Annotated in this window: 17 protein-coding genes; 9 read left to right on the top strand and 8 right to left on the bottom strand. The window is 62.6% G+C overall.

What is annotated here, in order from left to right; genetic code table 11:
• Window positions 1-46: 46 nt before the first annotated feature.
• Complete coding sequence (gene recO / locus M5G11_RS05135) at window positions 47-730, top strand: DNA repair protein RecO (protein WP_273910825.1); 684 nt, start codon at window positions 47-49, stop codon at window positions 728-730.
• Window positions 731-774: 44 nt separating this feature from the next.
• The gene (pdxJ, locus tag M5G11_RS05130) at window positions 775-1,518 is read left to right on the top strand and encodes a pyridoxine 5'-phosphate synthase (RefSeq protein ID WP_273910824.1); all 744 of its coding nucleotides are present in this window, start codon (window positions 775-777) and stop codon (window positions 1,516-1,518) included.
• 95 nt (window positions 1,519-1,613) lie between these two features.
• Here the strand turns inward: pdxJ and M5G11_RS05125 are convergent, their stop codons facing one another.
• The gene (locus M5G11_RS05125) at window positions 1,614-2,996 is read right to left on the bottom strand and encodes a heavy metal sensor histidine kinase (protein ID WP_273910823.1); all 1,383 of its coding nucleotides are present in this window, start codon (window positions 2,994-2,996) and stop codon (window positions 1,614-1,616) included.
• Window positions 2,993-3,667 carry a heavy metal response regulator transcription factor gene (locus tag M5G11_RS05120; protein ID WP_273910822.1) on the bottom strand — a complete coding sequence of 225 codons (675 nt, stop codon included), beginning with the start codon at window positions 3,665-3,667 and terminating at the stop codon, window positions 2,993-2,995. The genes M5G11_RS05125 and M5G11_RS05120 overlap by 4 nt, the downstream gene beginning before the upstream one ends.
• A gap of 199 nt (window positions 3,668-3,866) precedes the next feature.
• Here M5G11_RS05120 and M5G11_RS05115 point away from each other — a divergent pair, with 199 nt between their 5' ends.
• Genes M5G11_RS05115 through M5G11_RS05100 form a run of 4 tightly spaced genes read left to right on the top strand, consistent with a single transcriptional unit; the run spans window position 3,867 to window position 9,835 of the window.
• Window positions 3,867-5,093 (top strand): TolC family protein, encoded by a 1,227-nt coding sequence (locus M5G11_RS05115; protein WP_273910821.1) that lies wholly within the window; start codon window positions 3,867-3,869, stop codon window positions 5,091-5,093.
• A 24-nt stretch (window positions 5,094-5,117) separates the two neighbouring features.
• Window positions 5,118-6,395 carry an efflux RND transporter periplasmic adaptor subunit gene (locus M5G11_RS05110; RefSeq protein ID WP_273910820.1) on the top strand — a complete coding sequence of 426 codons (1,278 nt, stop codon included), beginning with the start codon at window positions 5,118-5,120 and terminating at the stop codon, window positions 6,393-6,395.
• A gap of 19 nt (window positions 6,396-6,414) precedes the next feature.
• Window positions 6,415-9,588, top strand: coding sequence for a CusA/CzcA family heavy metal efflux RND transporter (locus M5G11_RS05105; protein ID WP_273910819.1), 3,174 nt, complete (start codon window positions 6,415-6,417; stop codon window positions 9,586-9,588).
• 52 nt (window positions 9,589-9,640) lie between these two features.
• A complete protein-coding gene (locus M5G11_RS05100; protein WP_273910818.1) occupies window positions 9,641-9,835 on the top strand; it encodes a DUF2790 domain-containing protein in 195 nt (64 codons plus the stop codon).
• Between the two features lie 269 nt (window positions 9,836-10,104).
• On the opposite strand, the gene cmoB is transcribed toward M5G11_RS05100, so the two are convergent.
• Together cmoB and cmoA are read right to left on the bottom strand one after the other, a co-directional pair.
• Window positions 10,105-11,061: a tRNA 5-methoxyuridine(34)/uridine 5-oxyacetic acid(34) synthase CmoB gene (cmoB, locus tag M5G11_RS05095; protein WP_273910817.1), complete on the bottom strand. Its 957-nt coding sequence runs from the start codon at window positions 11,059-11,061 to the stop codon at window positions 10,105-10,107.
• Entirely contained in the window at window positions 11,058-11,837 is a 780-nt protein-coding gene (gene cmoA / locus M5G11_RS05090; protein ID WP_273910816.1) for a carboxy-S-adenosyl-L-methionine synthase CmoA, read from the bottom strand. Before cmoA ends, cmoB begins: the two co-directional genes overlap by 4 nt.
• 240 nt (window positions 11,838-12,077) lie before the next feature.
• Between cmoA and M5G11_RS05085 the strand changes: the two genes are divergently transcribed.
• Both M5G11_RS05085 and M5G11_RS05080 read left to right on the top strand, forming a co-directional pair.
• Window positions 12,078-13,304 carry an alpha-xenorhabdolysin family binary toxin subunit A gene (locus tag M5G11_RS05085; RefSeq protein WP_273910815.1) on the top strand — a complete coding sequence of 409 codons (1,227 nt, stop codon included), beginning with the start codon at window positions 12,078-12,080 and terminating at the stop codon, window positions 13,302-13,304.
• Window positions 13,301-14,311: an alpha-xenorhabdolysin family binary toxin subunit B gene (locus M5G11_RS05080; protein WP_273910814.1), complete on the top strand. Its 1,011-nt coding sequence runs from the start codon at window positions 13,301-13,303 to the stop codon at window positions 14,309-14,311. The genes M5G11_RS05085 and M5G11_RS05080 overlap by 4 nt, the downstream gene beginning before the upstream one ends.
• Here M5G11_RS05080 and M5G11_RS05075 read toward each other — a convergent pair.
• Both M5G11_RS05075 and lon read right to left on the bottom strand, forming a co-directional pair.
• Window positions 14,308-14,706, bottom strand: a complete 399-nt coding sequence (locus tag M5G11_RS05075) for a protease inhibitor I42 family protein (protein WP_273910813.1) — start codon at window positions 14,704-14,706, stop codon at window positions 14,308-14,310. The genes M5G11_RS05080 and M5G11_RS05075 overlap by 4 nt on opposite strands.
• A 94-nt stretch (window positions 14,707-14,800) precedes the next feature.
• Window positions 14,801-17,221 (bottom strand): endopeptidase La, encoded by a 2,421-nt coding sequence (gene lon / locus M5G11_RS05070; protein ID WP_273910812.1) that lies wholly within the window; start codon window positions 17,219-17,221, stop codon window positions 14,801-14,803.
• A gap of 285 nt (window positions 17,222-17,506) precedes the next feature.
• On the opposite strand from lon, the gene M5G11_RS05065 reads away from it, so the two are divergent.
• Window positions 17,507-17,953: a ubiquitin-conjugating enzyme family protein gene (locus M5G11_RS05065; RefSeq protein WP_273910811.1), complete on the top strand. Its 447-nt coding sequence runs from the start codon at window positions 17,507-17,509 to the stop codon at window positions 17,951-17,953.
• Window positions 17,954-18,011: 58 nt separating this feature from the next.
• Here M5G11_RS05065 and M5G11_RS05060 read toward each other — a convergent pair whose 3' ends face one another.
• Both M5G11_RS05060 and M5G11_RS05055 read right to left on the bottom strand, forming a co-directional pair.
• The gene (locus M5G11_RS05060) at window positions 18,012-20,420 is read right to left on the bottom strand and encodes a glucose/quinate/shikimate family membrane-bound PQQ-dependent dehydrogenase (protein ID WP_273910810.1); all 2,409 of its coding nucleotides are present in this window, start codon (window positions 20,418-20,420) and stop codon (window positions 18,012-18,014) included.
• 46 nt (window positions 20,421-20,466) lie between these two features.
• A complete protein-coding gene (locus M5G11_RS05055) occupies window positions 20,467-21,822 on the bottom strand; it encodes a carbohydrate porin (protein WP_273910809.1) in 1,356 nt (451 codons plus the stop codon).
• Between the last annotated feature and the right edge of the window lie 52 nt (window positions 21,823-21,874).

Here is a 21,874-nt window from a genome sequence, read left to right as displayed (position 1 = left end):
CCGACACCGTCCGGTGTCGGGCCGACTTTCCTTCGAAGCGCATCCCATGGAACTGCCAGACGGCCAACCGGCCTACGTGCTGCACAGCCGAGCCTACCGGGAAACCAGCGCACTGGTCGACTTCCTGACTCCGCAAGGGCGCCTGCGCGCAGTGTTGCGCCGTGCCCGTGGCAAAGGCGGCAGCCTGGCGCGGCCGTTCGTGCCGCTGGAAGTGGAGTTTCGCGGGCGCGGCGAGCTGAAGAACGTCGGGCGCATGGACAGTGCCGGGGTCGCCGCCTGGCTCATTGGCGATGCGTTGTTCAGCGGCTTGTACCTCAACGAACTGTTGATCCGCGTGCTGCCCGCCGAAGATCCCCATCCCACCTTGTTCGAGCATTACGCCGCGACCTTGCAGGCCCTGGCGGCCGGCCGCCCGCTGGAGCCGCTGCTGCGGGCCTTCGAGTGGCGTTTGCTGGATCAACTGGGCTACGGCTTTTCGCTTACCCAGGACATCAGCGGCGATCAGGTGGTAGCGGACGGCCTGTACCGCCTGCAAGTAGACGCCGGGCTTGAGCGCGTCTACCTGGTACAGCCTGGCCTGTTCCATGGCGCTGAGCTGGCGGCCATGGCCGAGGCCGACTGGGCGGTGCCGGGCGCGTTGGGCGCGGCAAAGCGTTTGATGCGCCAGGCATTGGCGGTGCATCTGGGCGGGCGGCCATTGGTCAGTCGCGAACTGTTTCGCAAGCGCTAAGCACGTCGTATGCTGTGAGGCTCAATTTCCAGGAGAGTCTCTTCGTGACCCACAGCAACCGCATCCTTCTCGGCGTCAACATCGACCACGTGGCGACCCTGCGCCAGGCCCGTGGCACGCGTTACCCCGACCCGGTCAAGGCCGCGCTGGACGCCGAAGAGGCCGGTGCCGACGGCATTACCGTGCACCTGCGCGAAGACCGCCGGCATATCCAGGAACGTGATGTCCTGGTGCTCAAGGACGTGCTGCAAACGCGCATGAACTTCGAAATGGGCGTGACCGAAGAGATGATGCAGTTCGCCGAGCGCATTCGCCCGGCGCACATCTGCCTGGTCCCGGAAACCCGTCAGGAACTGACCACCGAAGGTGGCCTGGATGTCGCGGGCCAGGAAGCGCGGATCAAGGCGGCGGTGGAGCGCTTGTCGCGGCTGGGCTCGGAAGTATCGCTGTTCATCGATGCCGACGAACGGCAGATCGAGGCCTCGCGGCGTGTCGGTGCGCCGGCGATCGAGCTGCACACCGGGCGTTACGCCGATGCCCATACCCCGACCGAAATGGCAGAAGAGCTCAAGCGGGTGGCCGATGGCGTGGCGTTTGGCTTGGCCCGGGGGCTGATCGTCAATGCCGGGCATGGCCTGCATTACCACAACGTGGAAGCGGTGGCGGCGATCAAGGGGATCAATGAACTGAACATCGGCCATGCGCTGGTGGCCCATGCGCTGTTCGTGGGCTTCAAGTCGGCGGTGGCGGAGATGAAGGCGCTGATTCTGGCAGCTAGCAAGCACTGATACCGGGTTGATGCTATCGCCGGCAAGGCCGGCTCCCACAGGAGATTCTGGTGAAGGCTGGAGATCTGTGGGAGCCGGCTTTGCCGGCGATGGGCCTAGACCGCAAATACCAGGCTAAACCGCGTAGGCCCTTCAGGCGCGTTGCTCACCTCGACCCGCCCCCCATGCACCTGCATGATCGACTTGACGATCGCCAGCCCCAGCCCCGTCCCACCTTCCAGCCGCGAGCGTCCGCTGCCGGCTCGATAAAACCGTTCGAACAAATGCGGCAAATGCCCCGCAGCAATCCCCGGCCCACGGTTCTGCACCCAGCACTGCAAGGTGTTGTCGCGCAATTCAATCCCCACATCGATGGGCTGATCCGCCGCGCCATAACGAATGGCATTGCTCAACAGATTCGACAACGCCCGCTGCACCATCAACCGATCTGCCTGCACCGTGCCCCAGCCCTGAACGCGCAATTCGATGCCGCGTGCCTCGGCGCTGATCGAGAACAGCTCGGCAATGCGCGCCACTTCATCGGCCAGTGCCACCGGCTTGAGCTGGATCTGCGTAGTCGGCTGGTCCACCTGGGCCAGGAACAGCATGTCGGTGATGATCCGGTTCAGCCGCGTCAGCTCCTCGATGCTGTCCTCCAGCGCCGTACGGTAGTCCTCCACTGAGCGGGTGCGCGACAGGGTGACCTGGGCCTTGCCCATCAGGTTGCTGATCGGCGTGCGCAGCTCATGGGCCAGGTCATCGGAAAACTGCGACAGCTGCTGCACCCCGCCATCCAGGCGGCCGAGCATCACGTTGATGGCCTGCGCCAGTTCGCGCAGTTCCTGCGGCAGGTCTTCTTCGGGCAGCCGATGCCCCAGGTCCTGGGCCGACACCTGCCCGGCAATCCGGCGAAACCTGCGCAACGGCGCCAACCCGCGCTGCACCAGTTTCCACGCGGCAAAGCCGATCAGCAGCAACAGCAGCGGCAGGGCGATCACCGTCGAGCGCAGGTAGGCTTGCAGCAGGCCACGGTCGTCGGCGCGATTGACCGTCAGCAGCACGCGCACCGGGGTGCCATCCTGCAACTTCATCAATTTCGCCGCGGTCAGCAGGTTGTCGCCATTGCTGTCGGTCCATTCGCTATAGCGCAACGTGCTCGACGCCGGCACCTGGCGCAGCGACTCGGACTCCAGCGCCGGGCCCAGGCTCAGCAGCCCCGAGTGGCGTCCGGTCTGGGCGACAATGTTCAGGCTCAGGTCGTCATGCCCCATGACCAGGTCCAGCAGCGGGTGGGCCCGGGATGCCAGGTCATTGGCCTTGAGGTCTGCGGCCAGGCTGTGCTCGATCTGCTCCATCTTGCGTGCGAGGATCTTGCCGGCCCGGCTGTCCAGCTCATGGTCCAGCGCCAGCACGGCCAAGCCGGCCAGCAGCACCACCAACGCCGCGCCCATCAGGCTGACGCTCAGGCCCAGGCGCAGCGATAAACGCGTTGACCTCATTCGCGCGCTTCCAGCACATAGCCGACGCCGCGCAGGGTGTGGATCAGCTTGTTGTCGAACGGGTCGTCGATCTTGGCCCGCAAGCGGCGGATCGAGACTTCCACGACGTTGGTGTCGCAGTCGAAATTCATATCCCAGACCAGCGAAATGATCTGCGTACGTGACAGCACCTCGCCGCTCTGGCGCATCAGCAGGTGCAGCAGGGCGAACTCCTTGGCGGTCAGGTCGATGCGCTGGTTGTCGCGGTAGGCGCGGTGCCGGCCGGGGTCCAGCTCAAGGTTGGCGACCTTGAGCGTGGTGGGTTGCAGGGTCTGCTCACTGCGCCGCAACAAGGTGCGGATACGCGCCAGCAGCTCGGGAAACTCGAACGGCTTGAGCAGGTAGTCGTCGGCCCCCAGGTCCAGGCCCTTGACCCGGTCAGACAGCCGGCCGTGGGCCGTGAGCATCATGATCCGCGTTGCCGATTCGGCGCGCAGGCGCTGCAGCACGGTCCAGCCGTCCAGCTCCGGCAGGTTCACGTCGAGGATGATCAGGTCGTACGCCTGTTGCCGGGCCAGGTGCAGGCCATCGGCACCGGTGCGGGCGCAATCGACGATATAGCCGTTCTCGCTCAGGCCTTGTTGCAGGTATTCGGCGGTACGGACTTCGTCTTCGATGATCAACAAACGCATGGCGGGTTCTCGTGGCAAGACATTCAAGGACGGCGATTCTCAACCCTTGAGCCGCTTCAGGGTCAAGCGGCAGCGCGCAGTCTAAGCCAGGCTGCGCGCTCAGTGGCGTGGATAACGGATTTGTAATCTTCGGGTCATGTTGACGATAAAGCCCCCTCCCTAGAGTGCTCGCTCCGAAAAAGACAGCGGGAGCAAAGCCATGGTGAACGGCGGGAAGTGGATAGCGCTGGGGCTGTTGCTGATGGCAGCAGCACCGGCGGCCCAGGCACAGGCGTTGACGCTGGAGGCTGCATTGCGCACAGCGCGTGACAACAATCCGGACCTGGCGGCAGCCCGTTGGGGCACCGCGATTGCCGACGGTGACCGGCTGCAGGCTGGCGTGTTGCCCAACCCCGAGTTGAGTTGGGAGGTGGAAGACACCCGCCGTGAGTCGCAGACCACCACGGTCAGCCTCAGCCAGCGCTTCGAGCTGGGCGGCAAGCGCGGTGCGCGAATCGAAGTGGCCGAGCGCGATCAGTCGCTGGCCGCACTGGAGCTGGAGCGTCAAGGCAACGTACTGCGCGCCGAAGTGCTTGAAGCGTTCGATGGGGCCGTGCAGGCACAGGAGCGGCTGGACCTCGCCGAGCAATCGCTGCGCCTCACCGAACGGGGCTTGCAGGTGGTGCAAGGACGGGTGCGGGCAGGCAACGCCTCGCCCATCGAGGCGACCCGTGCGCAGGTGCAGGTCAGCGAAATTCGCCTGGAGCAGACCCGCGCGGCGCAAGAGCTGAGCGTGGCCTATCAGCAGTTGGCCACGGTGACCGGGACTTCACAGGTCACCTTCGAACGCGTGGCGTCGGCCCGTTTGGCCGAGGCCGCATTGCCGTCGAATGAGCAATTGCTCGCCCGCCTGGAGCAGACCGCCGAGCTGCGTGTAGCGCGCTTGCAGATCGAACAGCGCGAATCGGCCCTGGGCCTGGCGCGGACCCAGCGTATCCCCGACCTCACGGTCAGCGTTGGCAGCAAATACAGCGAAACCGACCGCGAACGCATCAACGTGGTCGGGGTGTCCGTGCCGTTGCCACTGTTCGATCGCAACCAGGGCAATGTGCTGGCCGCCGCCCGGCGTGCCGACCAGGCCCGCGACCTGCGCAATGGCACCGAGCTGCGGGTGCGCAGCGAGGTGATCCAGGCGCTGGCCCAATGGCGCACGGCGGTGGGCGAGGTGGAATCCTTCGAACGCTCCATCCTGCCGGCGGCGCAACAGGCGGTAGATGCAGCCACCCGTGGTTTCGAGCGCGGCAAGTTCAGCTTCCTCGAAGTGCTCGATGCCCAGCGCACCGTGGTCGCCGCACGCACCCAATACCTCCAGGCCCAAGCCACCGGCACCGCTGCACGGGTGCGCCTGGAACGCATTTTTGGCGACCTGGCCCTGGCCAGTCGCTGACCCCCTGATTGCCGAGGAAACTGCATGAACAGGAAATACATCACGTTGGTGGCGCTGACCCTGGTGGCCGGAATCGGCCTGGGTGTCGTGCTGGGGCGCCAGGTCGGCGGCCCGTTGCTGTCGGCGCCTGCGGCACACGCCGAAGGTGACCATGACGAAGAAGGGCATGGCGAAGAGGGACACGGCAAGGAAGGACATGCTGAAGAAGGGCATGGCGCGAAAGCTGGCAAGCAAGCCGCACACGGCGAGGAGGGGCATGCAGAAGAGGGCGAAGAGGGGCACATCAGCCTGACCGAGGAGCAGATCTCGGTCGCCGGCATCGAGCTGGCCACGGCCACCCCGCGTACCCTGAGCCGGACCTTGAACCTGCCTGGCGAAATCCGTTTCGACGAAGACCGCACTGCGCACCTGTTCCCGCGTGCCTCGGGGGTGGTCGAGTCGGTTGCCGTTACCCTCGGCCAGCAGGTCAAGGCCGGCGACCTGCTGGCAGTGATCGCCAGCCCGCAGATCTCCGAACAGCGCAGTGAGCTGGCTGCCAGCCAGCGTCGCCTGGAGATGGCCCGTAGCACTTATGGCCGCGAGAAAGACCTGTGGCAGGAAGGCATCTCCGCCGAGCAGGACTACCTGCAAGCCCGGCAGGCCTTGCAGGAGGCCGAAATTGCCCAGGCCAACGCCCGGCAGAAAGTCAGCGCGCTGAGTGGCAGCGTGGTGCTGGCCGGCGGCAATCGCTACGAGCTGCGGGCGCCGTTCGCCGGGCAAGTAGTCGAGAAGCACCTGGTGCCGGGGGAAGTGGTCAGCGAGACCACGGCGGCGTTCACCTTGTCTGACCTGGGCAAGGTCTGGGCAACGTTCGGTGTGGCCCCGCGTGACCTGGCCAAGGTCCGGGTCGGCATGCCGGTCACGGTGTTCGCCAGCGACCTGGGCGAAGAAACACGCGGCAGCATCAGCCATGTTGGCAGCCTGCTCGGTGAACAGAGCCGGACCGCCACCGTGCGCGTCACCCTGGACAACCCGCAAGGTGCCTGGCGGCCGGGGTTGTTCGTGTCGGTCAAGGTGCCGACCGAACAGTTGGACAACACCCTTGCGGTGCCGGTGCAGGCCCTGCAGACCCTGGAAGAGCGCCCGACGGTATTCGTGCGCAATGCCGAAGGCTTTGCCGCGCAAACGGTCGAGACCGGCATCAGCGCCGACGGTTTCGTCGAGATCCGCCAGGGGCTGGCTGCCGGTCAGCAAGTAGCGGCACAAGGCAGCTTTGTCCTCAAGTCGGAGCTGGGCAAGGCCAGCGCCGAGCACGCTCACTGAGCCCTCACGAGTAATCGCCATGTTCGAACGCATCATTCAATTCGCCATCGAGCAGCGCCTGATCGTGTTGCTGGCGGTGCTGCTGATGGCTGGGCTCGGGGTCGCCAGCTATCAGAAGCTGCCGATCGATGCCGTGCCTGACATCACCAACGTCCAGGTGCAGATCAACACTTCGGCGGCAGGCTTTTCGCCGTTGGAAACCGAACAGCGCATCACTTTCGCCATCGAAACCGCCATGGCCGGCCTGCCGGGCCTGGAGCAGACCCGTTCGCTGTCGCGTTCGGGGCTGTCGCAGGTGACGGTGATCTTCCAGGAAGGCACCGACCTGTTCTTCGCCCGGCAACTGGTCAACGAGCGCCTGCAACAGGCGCGTGAACAGTTGCCCGAAGGGGTCGAGGCGCTCATGGGGCCGATCTCCACCGGCCTGGGGGAAATCTTCCTGTGGACGGTGGAAGCGGCAGACAACGCGCGCAAGCCCGATGGCAGCGCCTACACGCCAACCGACCTGCGCGAGATCCAGGACTGGATCATCAAGCCGCAACTGCGCAACGTGCGTGGGGTGGCCGAGATCAACAGCATTGGCGGCTTTGCCAAGGAATACCAGATCGCGCCGGACCTCAAGCGCCTGGCGGCCTACAAGCTGACCCTGACGGACCTGCTGACCGCGCTTGAGCGCAACAATGCCAACGTCGGCGCCGGCTACATCGAGCGCCAGGGCGAGCAGTTGCTGATTCGTGCGCCGGGCCAGTTGGCCGGTATCGACGATATCGCCAACATCGTCCTGAGCACCGTGGATGGCACGCCGATTCGCGTGCGCAACGTCGCTGAGGTCAATATCGGCAAAGAGCTGCGCAGTGGTGCGGCTACCGAGAATGGCCGCGAAGTGGTGCTGGGCACGGTGTTCATGTTGATCGGCGAGAACAGCCGCACGGTCTCCCAGGCGGTTGCCAGCAAGCTTGCCGAAATCAACCGCACGCTGCCTGAAGGGGTCAGCGCCATCACGGTGTATGACCGTACCCACCTGGTCGACAAGGCCATCGCCACGGTCAAGAAAAACCTGGTGGAAGGGGCGATCCTGGTGGTCGCGATCCTCTTCCTGTTCCTGGGCAACATCCGTGCAGCGCTGATTACCGCCATGGTGATTCCGCTGTCGATGCTGTTCACCTTCACCGGCATGTTCAGCAACAAGGTCAGCGCCAACCTGATGAGCCTGGGCGCGTTGGACTTCGGGATCATCGTCGACGGTGCGGTGGTGATCGTCGAGAACGCCATCCGCCGCCTGGCCCATGCGCAGAAGCATCACGGGCGTTTGCTGACCCGATCCGAACGCTTCCATGAAGTCTTCAATGCCGCCCGTGAGGCGCGTCGCCCGCTGATCTTCGGGCAGTTGATCATCATGGTGGTGTACCTGCCGATCTTTGCCCTGAGCGGGGTCGAGGGCAAGATGTTCCACCCGATGGCCTTCACCGTGGTGATTGCCCTGCTGGGTGCGATGCTGCTCTCGGTGACCTTCGTGCCGGCGGCCATTGCGCTGTTCGTGACCGGCAAGGTCAAGGAAGAAGAGAACCTGCTGATGCGCAGCGCCAAGCGCGGCTATGCGCCGTTGCTGGACTGGGTGATGGCGCATCGCAAATTGGCGTTCGGCCTGGCCGGTGCTGCGGTGGTGTTGTCGGGGGTGCTGGCCAGCCGCATGGGTAGCGAGTTCGTGCCCAGCCTGAGCGAGGGCGACTATGCCTTGCAGGCGCTGCGGGTGCCGGGCACCAGCCTGAGCCAGTCGGTGCAAATGCAGCAGCAGCTGGAAAAAAGCGTGATGGAGCAGGTGCCGGAGGTGCTGCGGGTGTTCGCCCGGACTGGCACGGCCGAGATCGCTGCCGACCCGATGCCGCCGAACATTTCCGACAGCTACGTGATGCTCAAGCCAAGCGATCAATGGCCTGATCCGAACAAGTCGCGTGAGCAGTTGATTGCCGATATCCAGCGTGCGGCGGCGCGTGTGCCGGGCAGCAACTATGAGCTGTCGCAGCCGATCCAGCTGCGCTTCAACGAGTTGATTTCCGGGGTGCGCAGTGATGTCGCGGTGAAGGTGTTCGGCGATGACATGGCCGTGCTCAACCGCACGGCCACGCAGATCGCCGCGACCTTGCAGGCGGTGCCCGGTGCGTCGGAGGTGAAGGTCGAACAGACCTCCGGCCTGCCGGTGCTGACCATCGATGTTGACCGCGACAAGGCCGCGCGTTACGGCCTGAACATCGGCGATGTGCAGGACACCATTGCGGTCGCGGTGGGCGGGCGCCAGGCCGGCACTTTGTATGAAGGCGACCGGCGCTTCGACATGGTGGTGCGCCTGGCAGACGACGCGCGTACCGACATCGAAGGGTTTTCGCAGCTGTTGATCCCGGTGCCGGCCAATGCCTCGAGCAGCGGCCAGATCGGCTTCATCAGCCTGTCGGAAGTGGCGCGGGTCGAGTTGGTGCAGGGCCCCAACCAGGTCAGCCGTGAAGATGGCAAGCGCCTGGTGGTGGTCAGTGCCAACGTACGCGGGCGGGATATTGGCTCGTTCGTGGCGCAGGCCAGCGAGCAGATCGACGCGCAGGTCACCATCCCTCCGGGTTACTGGACGCTCTGGGGCGGGCAGTTTGAGCAACTGCAATCGGCGGCCAAGCGCTTGCAAGTGGTGGTGCCGGTGGCCTTGCTGCTGGTCTTCGCCCTGTTGTTCATGATGTTCAACAACCTCAAGGACGGCCTGCTGGTGTTCACCGGTATTCCGTTTGCGCTGACTGGCGGGGTGGTTGCGTTGTGGCTGCGCGACATACCGTTGTCGATCTCGGCGGGGGTGGGCTTTATTGCCTTGTCGGGGGTGGCGGTGCTCAACGGCCTGGTGATGATTGCCTTCATTCGCAGCCTGCGCGAGCAGGGCCGGCCATTGCGGGTGGCGGTGGATGAAGGGGCGTTGACGCGGTTGCGTCCGGTGTTGATGACCGCGCTGGTGGCGTCGCTGGGCTTTATTCCGATGGCATTGGCGACCGGTACGGGCGCTGAAGTGCAGCGGCCGTTGGCGACGGTGGTGATTGGCGGGATTCTGTCATCGACTGCGCTGACCTTGTTGGTGCTGCCGGCGTTGTACCACTGGGCGCATCGCAAGGAAGAGGAGTTGGATGACGAGACTGTAATGTCCGGCTCACCTTCTCGTTAGCTGCGGCTGCTTAAGATTGAACAGTCTTGAAATTTCTCACGAGGTTGGATCAATGAAACTGTTCAAATTTGCCCTGATTGCCGCGCTTGCCCTGGGTAGCACCACGGCCTTTGCCGAAGGCGGCGCCGAGCGCTCCAAGGCGTTCTGGGAGCAGTTCCGCCTGAGCCAGGAGCAGGTGCACGGCAGCAAGACCGACAATGTGGTCAAGGATCAACGGCCAGAGCAGGAACGCGTGGTGCAGGAGTGAAGTGATTCGTGTCTTTGGTTGGATGGACTTTTGGCGCCCGGATGGGCGCCTTTTTTTGTCCTTGAAACCCATCGCGGGATATTCACTGACCCTGTGGGAGCAACTGTCTTGCACAATTTTTGTAGCCGCTGCCGCCAGGCTGCGCTGGAGCCCGCGAGGGCTCCCAAAGGCGGCGCCTGCGTTGCAGGCGAGCGCAGCCTGACGGCAGCGGCTACATTTGCCTGCGATGAGGCCTTGTGGGAGCGGGCTGGTCCCGCGATGCTTTTGCTCTACTTGCGTGCAACCAGCACCGCACGGCGCGGTGCCGGCAGGCCTTCAAGGGTCAGGCTCGAATCGTTCGGATCAAGGAAGTCGCCCAGCGACTGATAACGCATCCAGTCGGTACTGCGCTGCTCTTCAGTGCTGGTGACACTCACGTCGACACAGCGCACATCGCTGAACCCGGCCCGGCGCAACCAGCGCTCCAGCGCCGGCACCGAAGGCAGGAACCACACATTGCGCATCTGCGCGTAGCGGTCCTCAGGCACCAGCACCTGATTCTCGTCGCCCTCGATCACCAGCGTCTCCAGCACCAGCTCACCGCCCTTGACCAGGCAATCCTTCAGCGCCAGCAAATGCTCGATGGGCGAACGGCGATGGTAGAAGACCCCCATGGAAAACACGGTATCGAAGCCTTCAAGGTTGGCCGGCAAATCCTCCAGGGCAAACGGCAGGTGCCAGGCCGGCAGCGTTGGCAAGTAGCGCTGCACGGCCTGGAACTGGCAGAAGAACAGCCAGTTCGGGTCCACGCCAATCACGCTGTCAGCCCCGGCACCGAGCATGCGCCACTGGTAGTAGCCATTGCCGCAACCCACATCGAGGATGCGCTTGCCGCGCAGGTCCAGGTGCGGGGCGACCCGCGACCATTTCCAGTCCGAGCGCCATTCGGTGTCGACGTGCACGCCAAACAGGTCGAACGGCCCCTTGCGCCAGGGCGACAAACCCATCAGCGCGGTGTGCATCTGGGCCCGGGTCTGCGCGTCGCAGTCGCTGTCCAGGCGCAGGCCGTTGACCAGGTCGATCTCGCTTGGGGTCACGGCCGGCAGGGCGTCCAGCGCGCTTTGCCAGCGCTCCAGGTCACCGTGGCCTTTTTCCAGCTTGGCATCGAGTTGCGCTTGCAGGCCCTTGGACCATTCAGCCAGGGGGGTGCCCGCCATGCGGCGGACCAGAGGGGACAGATCAATCATGGCAAGGCAATCAACGAGGCAAAGTTAAGGCACTGGAACCACGGCACGACCTTGGAGAAGCCCGCAGCGAGCAAGCGCTCGCGGTGCTCTTCGAGGCTGTCGGGTTTCATGACGTTTTCGATGGCGCTGCGCTTCTGGGCAATTTCCAGTTCGCTGTAGCCGTTGGCGCGCTTGAAGGCGATGTGCAGATCAGTGAGCAGCGCGTGCTCCTGCATGTCTTCAAAGCGCAGTTTTTCCGAGAGGATCAGCGCACCGCCTGGTACCAGGGCCTGACGAATCTTGCCGAGCAGTTCAAGGCGTGCCGGTGGCTCGATGAATTGCAGGGTGAAGTTCATCGCGATGACCGACGCCGGCTGCAAGGGCAGGGCGGTGATGTCGGCCTCCAGCACCTGCACCGGCAGCAGCTCCTGGTGCATCGAGTCCTGGGCTTTCAGGTATTCGGCACAGCGCTCGACCATGGCCGCCGAGTTGTCCACGGCCACTACCCGGCAACCGTCGGTGCGCACATGTCGGCGCATCGCCTGGGTCACGGCACCCAGCGAGCTGCCCAGGTCGTACAGCACGGTATCGGGCTTGGCGAACTGTGCGGCCAATACGCCGATGTTCTCGACGATGGTCGGGTAGCCGGGCACCGAGCGCTTGATCATGTCCGGGAACACCCGCACCACGTCTTCGTTGAAGGCGAAATCGGGCACCTGGTCCAGCGGTTGGGCGAATAGACGGTCGGGTTCTTTGCTCACGGTACAAGTCACGGGGTGGTCGAACAGGGGCGACATTCTAGCCAAGAGCGCGAGTGATGCCTATGACAGTCGACCGTCAATCATCGATTGGGTGTACGGGATAGTTTGGGCTGTCCGACGCCAGTCGCTGAACGGCCGCACGAGGAGGGGGAAAACCAAACACGAGGTACAAGACAGGTCCTTCAACACGCTTGGGTAAAGGCCGATGTTTTATTGAACGAAAAGTTTTTACCGTAGTGACTCCACGGTCTGAATTCTTGCGAGCTGGCCGTATCTGTGAAGGTTATCGAAGTTGGGGGTTTAACGATGTTGGCGAGTGAGATGGAAGTAATGGCAGGGCAATTGAGTCCTGAGGAAATGGTTGAGAAAGTGCCGGAAGCTACGCTTGATATGTTTGCAGGTCGAGCTAATAACTCCTTGGGTGAAGGTCTGATTTTCACCAGGAAGCACGTGGTGGCCATCAAGTCTTATATTCGGCGGGTGCAAGAGCTTCCGACCACGTTGGAAGCATTTGAGCACTTGGATACGGAATGGGTGGGTTTCAGCTTGGAACACGTAGGTCGGGTGTTTGACAATTTGCGTACCCATATAAAAGCCTGGGATGTACTTGAGGATGCGACAAAACTGCTGGGCATAGAGCTTACGGGTTTTGCCGGCAGCTTTTGTGAAGAAGGGCAGTCACTGATTGATATTGTTAAACAGACTGAAGCTTACAAGGCCGGCGGAAAAACGCTTTTGGAAATATGGGAGCACTCCGCTACCTATACGCCGATGGCATTGGGAGGCCGTGATGCAGAAACAGTCAACAGTAATATCCGCTATACCTTGCAATTGATGAGAGATGATCTTGCTGAGTTGAAAAAGCGGACGGCTGATGTACGTACAAGGGCTGACGAGTTTGGTGATGCAATCAAAGAGAAACATCTGATTGAGGTGGGGCGATTGATTTCGCAGCCGCAAAGGAATTATCCGGAATTGATGCTGGATATCAGGTTGCAGCTGGATGAACTTGACAATAAGATCCGTATAAAAAACAAAGAATATGAAGATTTCCTTTGGCTGGGGTTGTCGGGGCTTGCCTATTTGTTGATAGGTGGCGCGATTACAGGTGGCATTTATGGTCCAAAGGCCGAAGTTGCCCGAAAAGAAAAGGATATTTTAATTGTTGAGCGTAATGCGCTGTCTTTCAAGCTGGAAGAGTTTAGTCCCTTTGTCTCTCTGCTTGAAGGAATTAAAAGCTCGTTCTCTGAGCTCGACACCAAGTTGAGGGAGGTTTCCGTTGCGGTGAACTACCTTGAAGATATGTGGAGGACAATTGATACTGACTTGGAACGCTCGATAAAACATTTAGTTGCTATTAATTCCGATGTTGAGCTGTTCATGTTTTGTCGGAAAATGCATAAGGTAGTGTCGCCGTGGGAAAAGATAGGAGATATTTCTGGGCGGTTATCTGAACTTTTTAATGAGATGGTTGAAGAGCTTGACAAGGAATATTCAGAATGAATGGAATTGATGTGAGTATGCTGAGTGAGGTACCTGATTTTGCTTTGATGAGATCAATCTATGCCGAGTTGCAATCGGTGGTCCCAAAGAAAGTGCATGGGCTGAACCCGTCGATTCGGGGTGGTGTACTGGATAACTACAAGAATATTGGGCGGGCTGACAGCATTTTACGGGACGGGTTGATATTTGGCATTGCGGCACTCAACGACCTGGGTGTTGAGGCGACACTGGCAGAACTCAGCAACTTGCGCAGTCTGCCCGCCATAGACCCGGCGCGGACTGAGCGCGAAATTCGCATGATCGAGCAAGACCTTGAGTTCGAAGGGCTGAAGTTACGCGCTGAGCTAAATGAACGTGGTGCTGAGGTTAATAATCAGCTGAAAAAACTGCGAGCTTACCAAGCACCGGTGGTTGATGCGCGCACAATCGAGTTGGCGCAAGAGATGCGGGCGCTTGAAAAAGCACTCGAAAGCGAGCACGCGAAAGCCGCAAAGCTCAAGGCGGAAGTGGATGCGTTGGAAGTGGTGATCCTGGCATTCAAACGACCTTCCCTCAGTAGCATACTGGAGGGCGTTATTCCACCGCGTGAAAAAATTGAGGCGGCTGTCAAACTGGCGACCCTGACAAAGCCAGACCTCGACGTGCTCAATGTGCTGCTGGATTCGATTCGCGAAGGCATCGAATTTATCTCAGCCGGTCAGAGCTATGCTGACGTGGTCAAGACCCACACGCGAGCAGTCAGGCAAGTCGAGGCGACGAACCACTCTATAAGTACGTTGTCGCAAACCAAGGGGTACGCTGAGCTCGAAGTCGTGTCTTTGTCATTCGTACCGCAAGTCAATAGCTTGTGTAGCCAATGGCTCGACGAAGCGGAAAAATTCAACCAAGGGGTCTCGCGTCTGTTGACGCCGATTGCGAATAGCCCGTCTTACAAAGAGCTTTGTGATGCGCTGCTGGCGTTGACGGCATACTTTCAACGCCTTTCGCAGGGGTTGCGCTCGGCTTAACGCACCTTGATCACGCAATCAAACGTCTGCACCGGCCGCACTTCTGGCGCCCACGGCTGCTGATACACCAGGATCAGGTGGCTCTCACCGGCCGTCTGGGCCTGGAAGCGCCATACCGATTGCCCGGCGCTGCCGACGATGCCGGTGGTTTCCGGGTTGCTGTAGACCTCCGGCCCGAGGCTGCGCAAGACGTTGGCTGCCGGGTTCTGCAACAGCCAGCGATAGCCGGTGCTCGGGTTGCTGGGGAGGATCAGGTTCAGCGGCTGGCCTACCTGCAGTTCAACAGGGCATTGCGCCTGTTTTTCCAGGTTGACGACCTTGGTCGCCGGCGCTTGGTGTGCGCAAGCAGTGAGCAGGGCAAGGCCCAGGGGTAGCAGTAAACGGGCGGCAGTCATGGCGGCTCCGGAGCGAAGACAGAGGCGCAGCATACCCCAAGTTGTCGAGATTTCCAGCGCCCCGCGCCGGCTACCGGCGCGGGGGTGGTGCCGGTTAGAACAAGACCTTGGCCACGTCGCTGAAGCGCTTGGCGAAGTGCACTTCCAGGCCTTGCTTGAGGTAGTCGGGCAGCTCTTCGAAGTCGCCGCGATTGGCCTCGGGCAGGATCAGTTCGTGGATCTTCTGCCGGCGTGCCGCAATCACCTTCTCGCGCACCCCGCCAATCGGCAGTACCTGCCCGGTCAGGGTCAACTCGCCGGTCATCGCCACGCCTTTCTTCGGTGCCTGGTCACGGGCCAGCGACAGCAGCGCACTGGCAATCGTTACCCCGGCACTCGGGCCATCCTTGGGCGTAGCACCTTCGGGGACGTGCAGGTGGATGAAGGCTTCGTTGAAATAGCCCGGTTCACCACCATAGCGTTTGAGGTTGGCACTGACATAGCTGTAGGCGATCTCGGCGGATTCTTTCATCACATCGCCCAACTGCCCGGTGAGCTTGAAGCCGCGATTGAGCGAATGCACGCGCGTCGCTTCGATGGGCAAGGTCGCGCCGCCCATGCTGGTCCAGGCCAGCCCGGTAATCACCCCTTTGCCGGAGAGCACCTGCTCGCTGCGGAACACCGGGATACCCAGTGAGGCTTCGAGGTCCTTGGGGCCGATCTTGATCTTGGCGTCGGGGTCTTCCAGCAGTTGCACCACGGCCTTGCGCACCAGTTTGAACAGCTGTTTCTCCAACTGGCGCACGCCGGCTTCGCGGGCGTAGCCCTCGATCACGGTCCGCAGCGCGCTGTCGCTGATGCTCAGGTTGTGCTTCGACACGCCGGCCTTTTCCAACTGCTTGGGCCACAGGTGACGCTTGGCGATGGCGAGCTTTTCCTCGGTGATATAGCCGGACAGGCGAATCACTTCCATACGGTCGAGCAACGGGCCGGGGATCGAGTCGAGGGTGTTGGCGGTACACACGAACAGCACCTTGGACAGGTCCAGGCGCAGGTCCAGGTAATGGTCGAGGAATTCGACGTTCTGTTCCGGGTCCAGGGTTTCCAGCAACGCCGAGGCCGGGTCGCCCTGGTAGCTCTGGCCCATCTTGTCGATCTCGTCGAGCATGATCACCGGGTTCATCACCTCGACCTCTTTCAAGGCCTGCACCAGCTTGCCCGGCTGGGCGCCGATGTAGGTGCGCCGGTGGCCCTTGATCTCGGCCTCATCGCGCATGCCGCCGACGCTGAAACGGTAGAACGGCCGCCCAAGCGATTCGGCGATGGACTTGCCGACACTGGTCTTGCCCACGCCCGGCGGGCCGACCAGCAGCACGATCGAGCCGCTGATCTCGCCTTTGTAGGCGCCAACGGCGAGGAATTCGAGGATGCGGTCCTTGATGTCATCCAGGCCCGCGTGGTGTTTGTCGAGCACCTTGCGCGCGTGCTTGAGGTCGAGCTTGTCGTCGCCATACACGCCCCAGGGCAGGGCGGTGGCCCATTCCAGGTAGTTGCGCGTGACCGCGTACTCCGGCGAGCCGGTTTCCAGAATGCCCAGCTTGCCCATTTCTTCGTCGATGCGCTTTTGCGCCTGCGCAGGCAGGGTCTTGCCTTGCAGGCGCTGCTCGAACTGTTCGAGGTCGGCGCTGCGGTCGTCCTTGGTCAGGCCCAGCTCCTGCTGGATGACCTTGAGCTGTTCCTTGAGGAAGAACTCACGTTGATGCTCACCGATCTGCCGGTTCACTTCGGCGGAGATCTCGTTTTGCAGGCGCGCGACTTCGACTTCCTTGCGCAGCATCGGCAGGACTTTTTCCATGCGCTTGAGCATCGGCACGCAGTCGAGCACTTCCTGCAACTGGTTGCCGGAGGCGGAGGTGAGCGCGGCGGCGAAGTCGGTGAGCGGCGAAGGGTCGTTGGGGCTGAAGCGGTTGAGGTAGTTTTTCAGCTCTTCGCTGTACAGCGGGTTGAGCGGCAGCAGCTCCTTGATCGCGTTGATCAGGGCCATGCCGTAGGCCTTGACCTCATCGGTCGGCTCGCTGGGCTGGTGCGGGTATTCGACTTCGACCAGGTACGGCGGGCGATGGTGCTTGAGCCAGGTGCGGATGCGCACGCGGGTCAGGCCCTGGGCGACGAATTGTAGCTTGCCGTTCTCGCGGCTGGCGTGGTGCACCTTGACCAGCGTGCCGTACTGCGGCAGGGCCGAGGTGTCGAAATGGCGTGGGTCTTCGGGCGGAGAGTCCATGAAGAACAGCGCCAGGGCGTGGTGCGGGGACTTGGCCACCAGGTCCAGGGTTTCTGCCCAGGGTTCTTCGTTGACGATTACCGGCAGTACTTGCGCCGGGAAGAACGGGCGGTTGTGGATCGGGATGACGTAGACCTTGTCCGGCAGTTGCTGGCCGGGCAGGGCCAGGCGCTGGCCGTTGTCGTTGGAGGCTTCGAGGTGTTCGACTTCGGCGTGTTCTTCGGGATGTTCCGGGAGATCCTGCTGGTCGCTCATGAGGCACCTGCGTGAATGACTATGGTGCTTAGATGGGGAGGGTGGGCGGAGGTTTCAATGGTTGGGGTGGTATTGGGCTGTGAGGAGCAACTGTCCTGCCCATGTTCCTGTAGCCGCTGCCGGCAGGCTGCGCTGGAGCCCGTCAGGGCTCCCAAAAGCGACGGCTGCACCGAGGCGAGTACAGGTGCAAGTCGACAGGTTCACGGTGGCTGCAAAGTCACCTGCGCTGTTGTAGCTTAGCCAGCGTCCGGCCACTCGACAGGTCGTTTTCAGGGGAATTGCTCAATGAATGCGCTGCAACGGATCCACAGGGAATTGGCTGACATGTCGAAAAACCCGCCGGAAAACATCAGTGCCGGCCCGGTTGGCGACGATTTCTTCCACTGGCACGCTGCGATCATGGGCCCGCAGTACAGCCCCTATGAGGGCGGCGTGTTCCACCTGGCCATCCACTTCCCCGAGGATTACCCGGCCCAGCCATTTACGCTGCGCTTCAAGACCGCCATCTACCACCCGAACGTCAGCAGCGACGGGGCATTGGCGCTGGATATCCTTGGGGAGAACTGGTCACCGGCACTCACGGTGGCGAAAGTGCTGCTGTCGATCAGCGCCTTGTTGGTCGAACCCAACCCGGATCAGCCGATGGCCGCAGCCATTGCGGCGCAATACCGGCAGCAGCCGGCGCAGTTCGACAAGGTCGCGCGGGAGTGGACCGATCAGCACGCCATGTGAAGGGCAAACCAAAACGGCTACCCGAAGGTAGCCGTTTTGTTGTCCAGCACTGGCTGCTTCAGTCAGCCAGTTTGTAGGCGATCACATAGTCGCCCATCTTGGTGCCCAGCGAGCCGTGGCCCCCGGCAACGATCAGCACGTACTGCTTGCCGTCCTTGCCGGTGTAGGTCATCGGCGTGGCCTGGCCACCCGCCGGTAGGCGCGATTTCCACAGCTCCTTGCCGGTGTTGCTGTCGTAGGCGCGCAGGTACTGGTCCAGTGTGCCACTGAGGAAGCCCAGGCCACCGGCAGTGACGATCGAGCCACCCATGCTCGGTACACCGATCGGCAGGCCGATCGGGATCGGCGAGCTGTCACGGCTGGTGCCGTTCTTGTGCTTCCAGACCACTTGGTTGGTGGTCAGGTCGATACCGGCTACATAGCCCCAGGCTGGCGCCTGGCAAGGTACGCCGAGCGGCGACATGAACGGGTGCATGATCACGGCATACGGGGCACCGGTGTTTGGCTGCACGCCTGCGGTTTCGCTCTCGCGCTTGCTGTCGGCGGCGACTTGCGCGCGCGGCACCATCTTCGAGACGAAGGCCATGTAGTTCGGGCTGGTGAACAGCAACTGGCGAACCGGGTCCACCGACACGCCGCCCCAGTTGAATACGCCGACGTTGCCCGGGTAGATCAGGCTGCCTTGCAGCGATGGCGGGGTGTACTGGCCTTCATAGCGCAGCTCGCGGAACTGGATGCGGCAAAGCATCTGGTCGAACGGGCTGGCGCCCCACATGGCCGCTTCGGTCAGGTCCGGGCCGAGCAGGTTCAGGTCCGAACGGGCCTGGGTCGCTGCGGTATGGTCGCCTTCGACCGCGCCTTGCGGGGCCGGGATTTCGCGAATCGGCACGATGGCGCTGCCGTCGCGACGGTCGAGCACATACAGGCTACCTTGCTTGGTCGGGGCGATCAGTGCCGGCTTGACGCCGTCAGCGGTCTTCAGGTCAAGCAGTGTCGGCTGGCTGCCAACGTCCATGTCCCACAGGTCGTGGTGGGTGAACTGGTAGTTCCAGCGCACCTTGCCGGTGGCCAGGTCGAGGGCGACCATGCCTGCGCTGAACTTCTCGGCGCCCGGGGTGCGGTCGGCGCCCCACTGGTCAGGGGTCTGGTTGCCCAGCGGCAGGTAGACCATGCCCAGCTTTTCGTCGACGCTGGCCAGCGACCACATGTTCGCCGAGTTGCGGCTGTAGGTCTTGCCCGGGGCGAGCGGTGCGGTGTCGTCCGGGCGGTTGCTGTCCCAGTTCCACACCAGGTGACCGTCGTGCACGTCATAGGCGCGGATCACCCCGGACGGCTCGTTGGTCGACTCGTTGTCGGTGACATGGCCACCGATGATCACCAGCCCACGGGTAATGGCGGCAGGCGAGGTGGAGTAGTAGCCACCCGGGGTGAACGGGCCGATGCCGGTGCTCAGGTCGATCACGCCCTGGTTGGCGAAGCCTTCGCAGACCTTGCCGTTGTCGGCGTTGATGGCAATCAGGCGGGCGTCGGCGGTCGGCAGGTAGAGGCGGCGCGGGCAGGCGCGGGCCACGGCCTGGCCGGCTTCGCTGACTTTCGGTACCGGGCTGCCGTCGGTGCTGACGTAGTTGTTTTCGTCGTAGTACGAGACGCCACGGCAGGTCATGTGGGCGAAGCCCTTGAAGCCGACCGGGCTCTTGATCTGCGGGTCGAAACGCCAGATTTCCTTGCCGGTGTCCGGGTCCAGGGCCAGCACCCGGCTGTGCGCGGTGCAGGCATAGAGCATGCCGTTGGCCTTCAGCGGGGTGTTCTCGTTGGTCAGCTCGACCGGGTCGCCGGCGGTCGGCAGGTCACCGGTCTGGATGCGCCAGGCTTCTTCCAGCTTGTGCACGTTGTCCGGGGTGATCTGGCGCAGCGGCGAGTAGCGGTCACCGTACTCGCTGCGGCCATAGGCCTGCCATTCGCCGTCGGGCATGTCCGGGGCAGTGCTGCTCATTTCGCTACCGTCGCGACCGAGCTTGCCCTTGATTTCACCCGGGTAGGTGAACTGGCTGGCAATCGCCGTAGCACCAGACAGCACCACGGCCAGGCTCAGCAGGCCGGTGTGCGCCTTGGACGGCTCACCAGTCAGCGGGCGGCGGGCCCACGGCAGCAGCAACACCACGCCCAGGGCGAACCACAGTGACAAACGCGGCACCAGTTGCCACCAATCCAGGCCGACTTCCCACAGTGCCCACAAGGTGCTGCCCAGCAGCACCAGGCCATACAGGCCAAGGCCTTCGCGGCGCAGGGCGAGCAACAGCAGGCCGGACAGGGCGAAGCCAATCCCGGCAATCAGGTAATACCACGAGCCACCCAATTGGCTCAGCTTGATGCCGCCGACCAACAGGGCAATGCCCATCAGCAACAGCAGCACGCCGAGCAGTCTCGGTAGCCAGCGGGTTCGACTCAGGGCACTGTCGGTGCTCATCGTGTGTTCTCCGTTAGGTTGAAAAAGTCAGGGGCCAGGGCCCGGTTCAGAAACTGCTCTGGATCTTCAGGCCGCCGATCAGCGCGTCATCGACCTGGCCGACGCCGCCCGGATGGCGGATGTACTGCAGGTTCGGGCGCACGGTCAGCCACTCGGCCAGGTGGATGCCGTAATACAGCTCGGCGCTGTACTCGGTGTCCTGGACGGGCAGGAAGGCGGCGTTCTGGTAGTCGTAGACGGCATTGGCCTGGTTGCGGGCCTCGGCGTTCTTGCGGTAGGCCGGGTTGACGTGCACGCGGGCCAGGGCGAAACCGATGTCGTCCTTGGCGCGGGCATCGAAGGGGCCCTTGTACACAACACCTGCCTGAACATAGTTGTCGATGGCATTGGTCTTCTTGTCGTGCAGCGTGGCATTGGCGAATACGCTCAAGCCACGGGAGTGGTCGCTGGCCAACGACGTCACCTGCTGCTGTGCCCCCAACCAGAACCCATGCTTGCTCGAACTGCTGCGATAGGCCTGGCCGCTCAGCGCTGCCGGTTGGTCGTTGCTGTCCTTGTAAACGTCTGTCGCGTTGGCATTACTGTAGTAGTAACCGGCGCGATATTCCCCTTTCAGGCCATTCAGGGCCGGGCTCCAGACCAGTTCGACCGGGAACACGGCGCCCTGGGTGCCGCTGCCACTGAGCTTGAAACCGTTCTCGCGGTCCAGGTTGGAAGGGTTCTGCTCGTAGGCGCCGACTTGCGCGTAGAGCTCAGGCGTGAGCTGGTACTTGACCCGCAGGGCCCACTGGCTGACCGGCCAGTTGTACCAGATGCTGCCGGCCCAGTTGCCGACCTGCGAGCCACAGAACGCCAGGTTCTGGAAGTCGCAGGGGAAGCTGTTGAAGTCCTCGCCCTGGCCGAAGCGGCCGAATTTCACGTCGAGTGCGCCGTCGAAGTACTTCTGCTTGATCCACAGCTGGGTCAGGCGCCAGGTCTGGCCACGGCCCCAGACTTCCTGGGCCGAGGTGAAGCCGCCCACGCGCGGGTCGTTGATCCGGTCATTGCTGATGTTGTTGCCGTGACGCTCGGTCACGGTCAACTGGAATTCGCTGTCTTGCCAGCCAAGGATCTTTTCCAGGTCCATGTGGCTGCCCAGGGTGAACTGGTCGCTGTAGCGAGCGGTGTTGCTGTGGTCGTAGCCACCGCGCAGGTTGGCGCCCATTTCGCCGACATAACCCAGGGTGAAATCGTAGCCGCGTTCGGCAAGCTCCGTGCGGGTGCCACCCCAGTCGCCAAGCATCCAGGGCGAATCGCCGTCGAACAGCTGCGCCGCGTGGGCAGTGCAAGCCAGGCTGCTGACCGTCAGGGCCGACAGCAGGGTCGTCGTGGCGAGGGGACGGGAACGAGTATTTCGAGGCATGAGATAGCGCTATCTTTTGATTATGGAAAAAACGGCAAATATCCCGGCGTGC

It is taken from the genome of Pseudomonas fontis, assembly GCF_028656955.1.
Classification (GTDB): Bacteria; Pseudomonadota; Gammaproteobacteria; order Pseudomonadales; family Pseudomonadaceae; genus Aquipseudomonas; species Aquipseudomonas fontis.
The sequence above is the reverse complement of the archived record's forward strand: the minus strand, read 5'-3'. Positions and strand labels throughout refer to the sequence as shown.

Excerpts from the sequence above, each read along its gene's own strand:
- M5G11_RS05060 (WP_273910810.1), bottom strand. The coding sequence starts at position 20,420 with ATGAGCACCGACAGTGCCCTGAGTCGAACCCGCTGGCTACCGAGACTG.
- M5G11_RS05080 (WP_273910814.1), top strand. The coding sequence starts at position 13,301 with ATGAATGGAATTGATGTGAGTATGCTGAGTGAGGTACCTGATTTTGCT.
- M5G11_RS05120 (WP_273910822.1), bottom strand. The coding sequence starts at position 3,667 with ATGCGTTTGTTGATCATCGAAGACGAAGTCCGTACCGCCGAATACCTG.
- cmoA (WP_273910816.1), bottom strand. The coding sequence starts at position 11,837 with ATGTCGCCCCTGTTCGACCACCCCGTGACTTGTACCGTGAGCAAAGAA.
- M5G11_RS05125 (WP_273910823.1), bottom strand. The coding sequence starts at position 2,996 with ATGAGGTCAACGCGTTTATCGCTGCGCCTGGGCCTGAGCGTCAGCCTG.
- M5G11_RS05055 (WP_273910809.1), bottom strand. The coding sequence starts at position 21,822 with ATGCCTCGAAATACTCGTTCCCGTCCCCTCGCCACGACGACCCTGCTG.
- M5G11_RS05110 (WP_273910820.1), top strand. The coding sequence starts at position 5,118 with ATGAACAGGAAATACATCACGTTGGTGGCGCTGACCCTGGTGGCCGGA.
- lon (WP_273910812.1), bottom strand. The coding sequence starts at position 17,221 with ATGAGCGACCAGCAGGATCTCCCGGAACATCCCGAAGAACACGCCGAA.
- M5G11_RS05115 (WP_273910821.1), top strand. The coding sequence starts at position 3,867 with ATGGTGAACGGCGGGAAGTGGATAGCGCTGGGGCTGTTGCTGATGGCA.
- cmoB (WP_273910817.1), bottom strand. The coding sequence starts at position 11,061 with ATGATTGATCTGTCCCCTCTGGTCCGCCGCATGGCGGGCACCCCCCTG.
- M5G11_RS05065 (WP_273910811.1), top strand. The coding sequence starts at position 17,507 with ATGAATGCGCTGCAACGGATCCACAGGGAATTGGCTGACATGTCGAAA.
- M5G11_RS05075 (WP_273910813.1), bottom strand. The coding sequence starts at position 14,706 with ATGACTGCCGCCCGTTTACTGCTACCCCTGGGCCTTGCCCTGCTCACT.
- M5G11_RS05105 (WP_273910819.1), top strand. The coding sequence starts at position 6,415 with ATGTTCGAACGCATCATTCAATTCGCCATCGAGCAGCGCCTGATCGTG.
- recO (WP_273910825.1), top strand. The coding sequence starts at position 47 with ATGGAACTGCCAGACGGCCAACCGGCCTACGTGCTGCACAGCCGAGCC.
- M5G11_RS05100 (WP_273910818.1), top strand. The coding sequence starts at position 9,641 with ATGAAACTGTTCAAATTTGCCCTGATTGCCGCGCTTGCCCTGGGTAGC.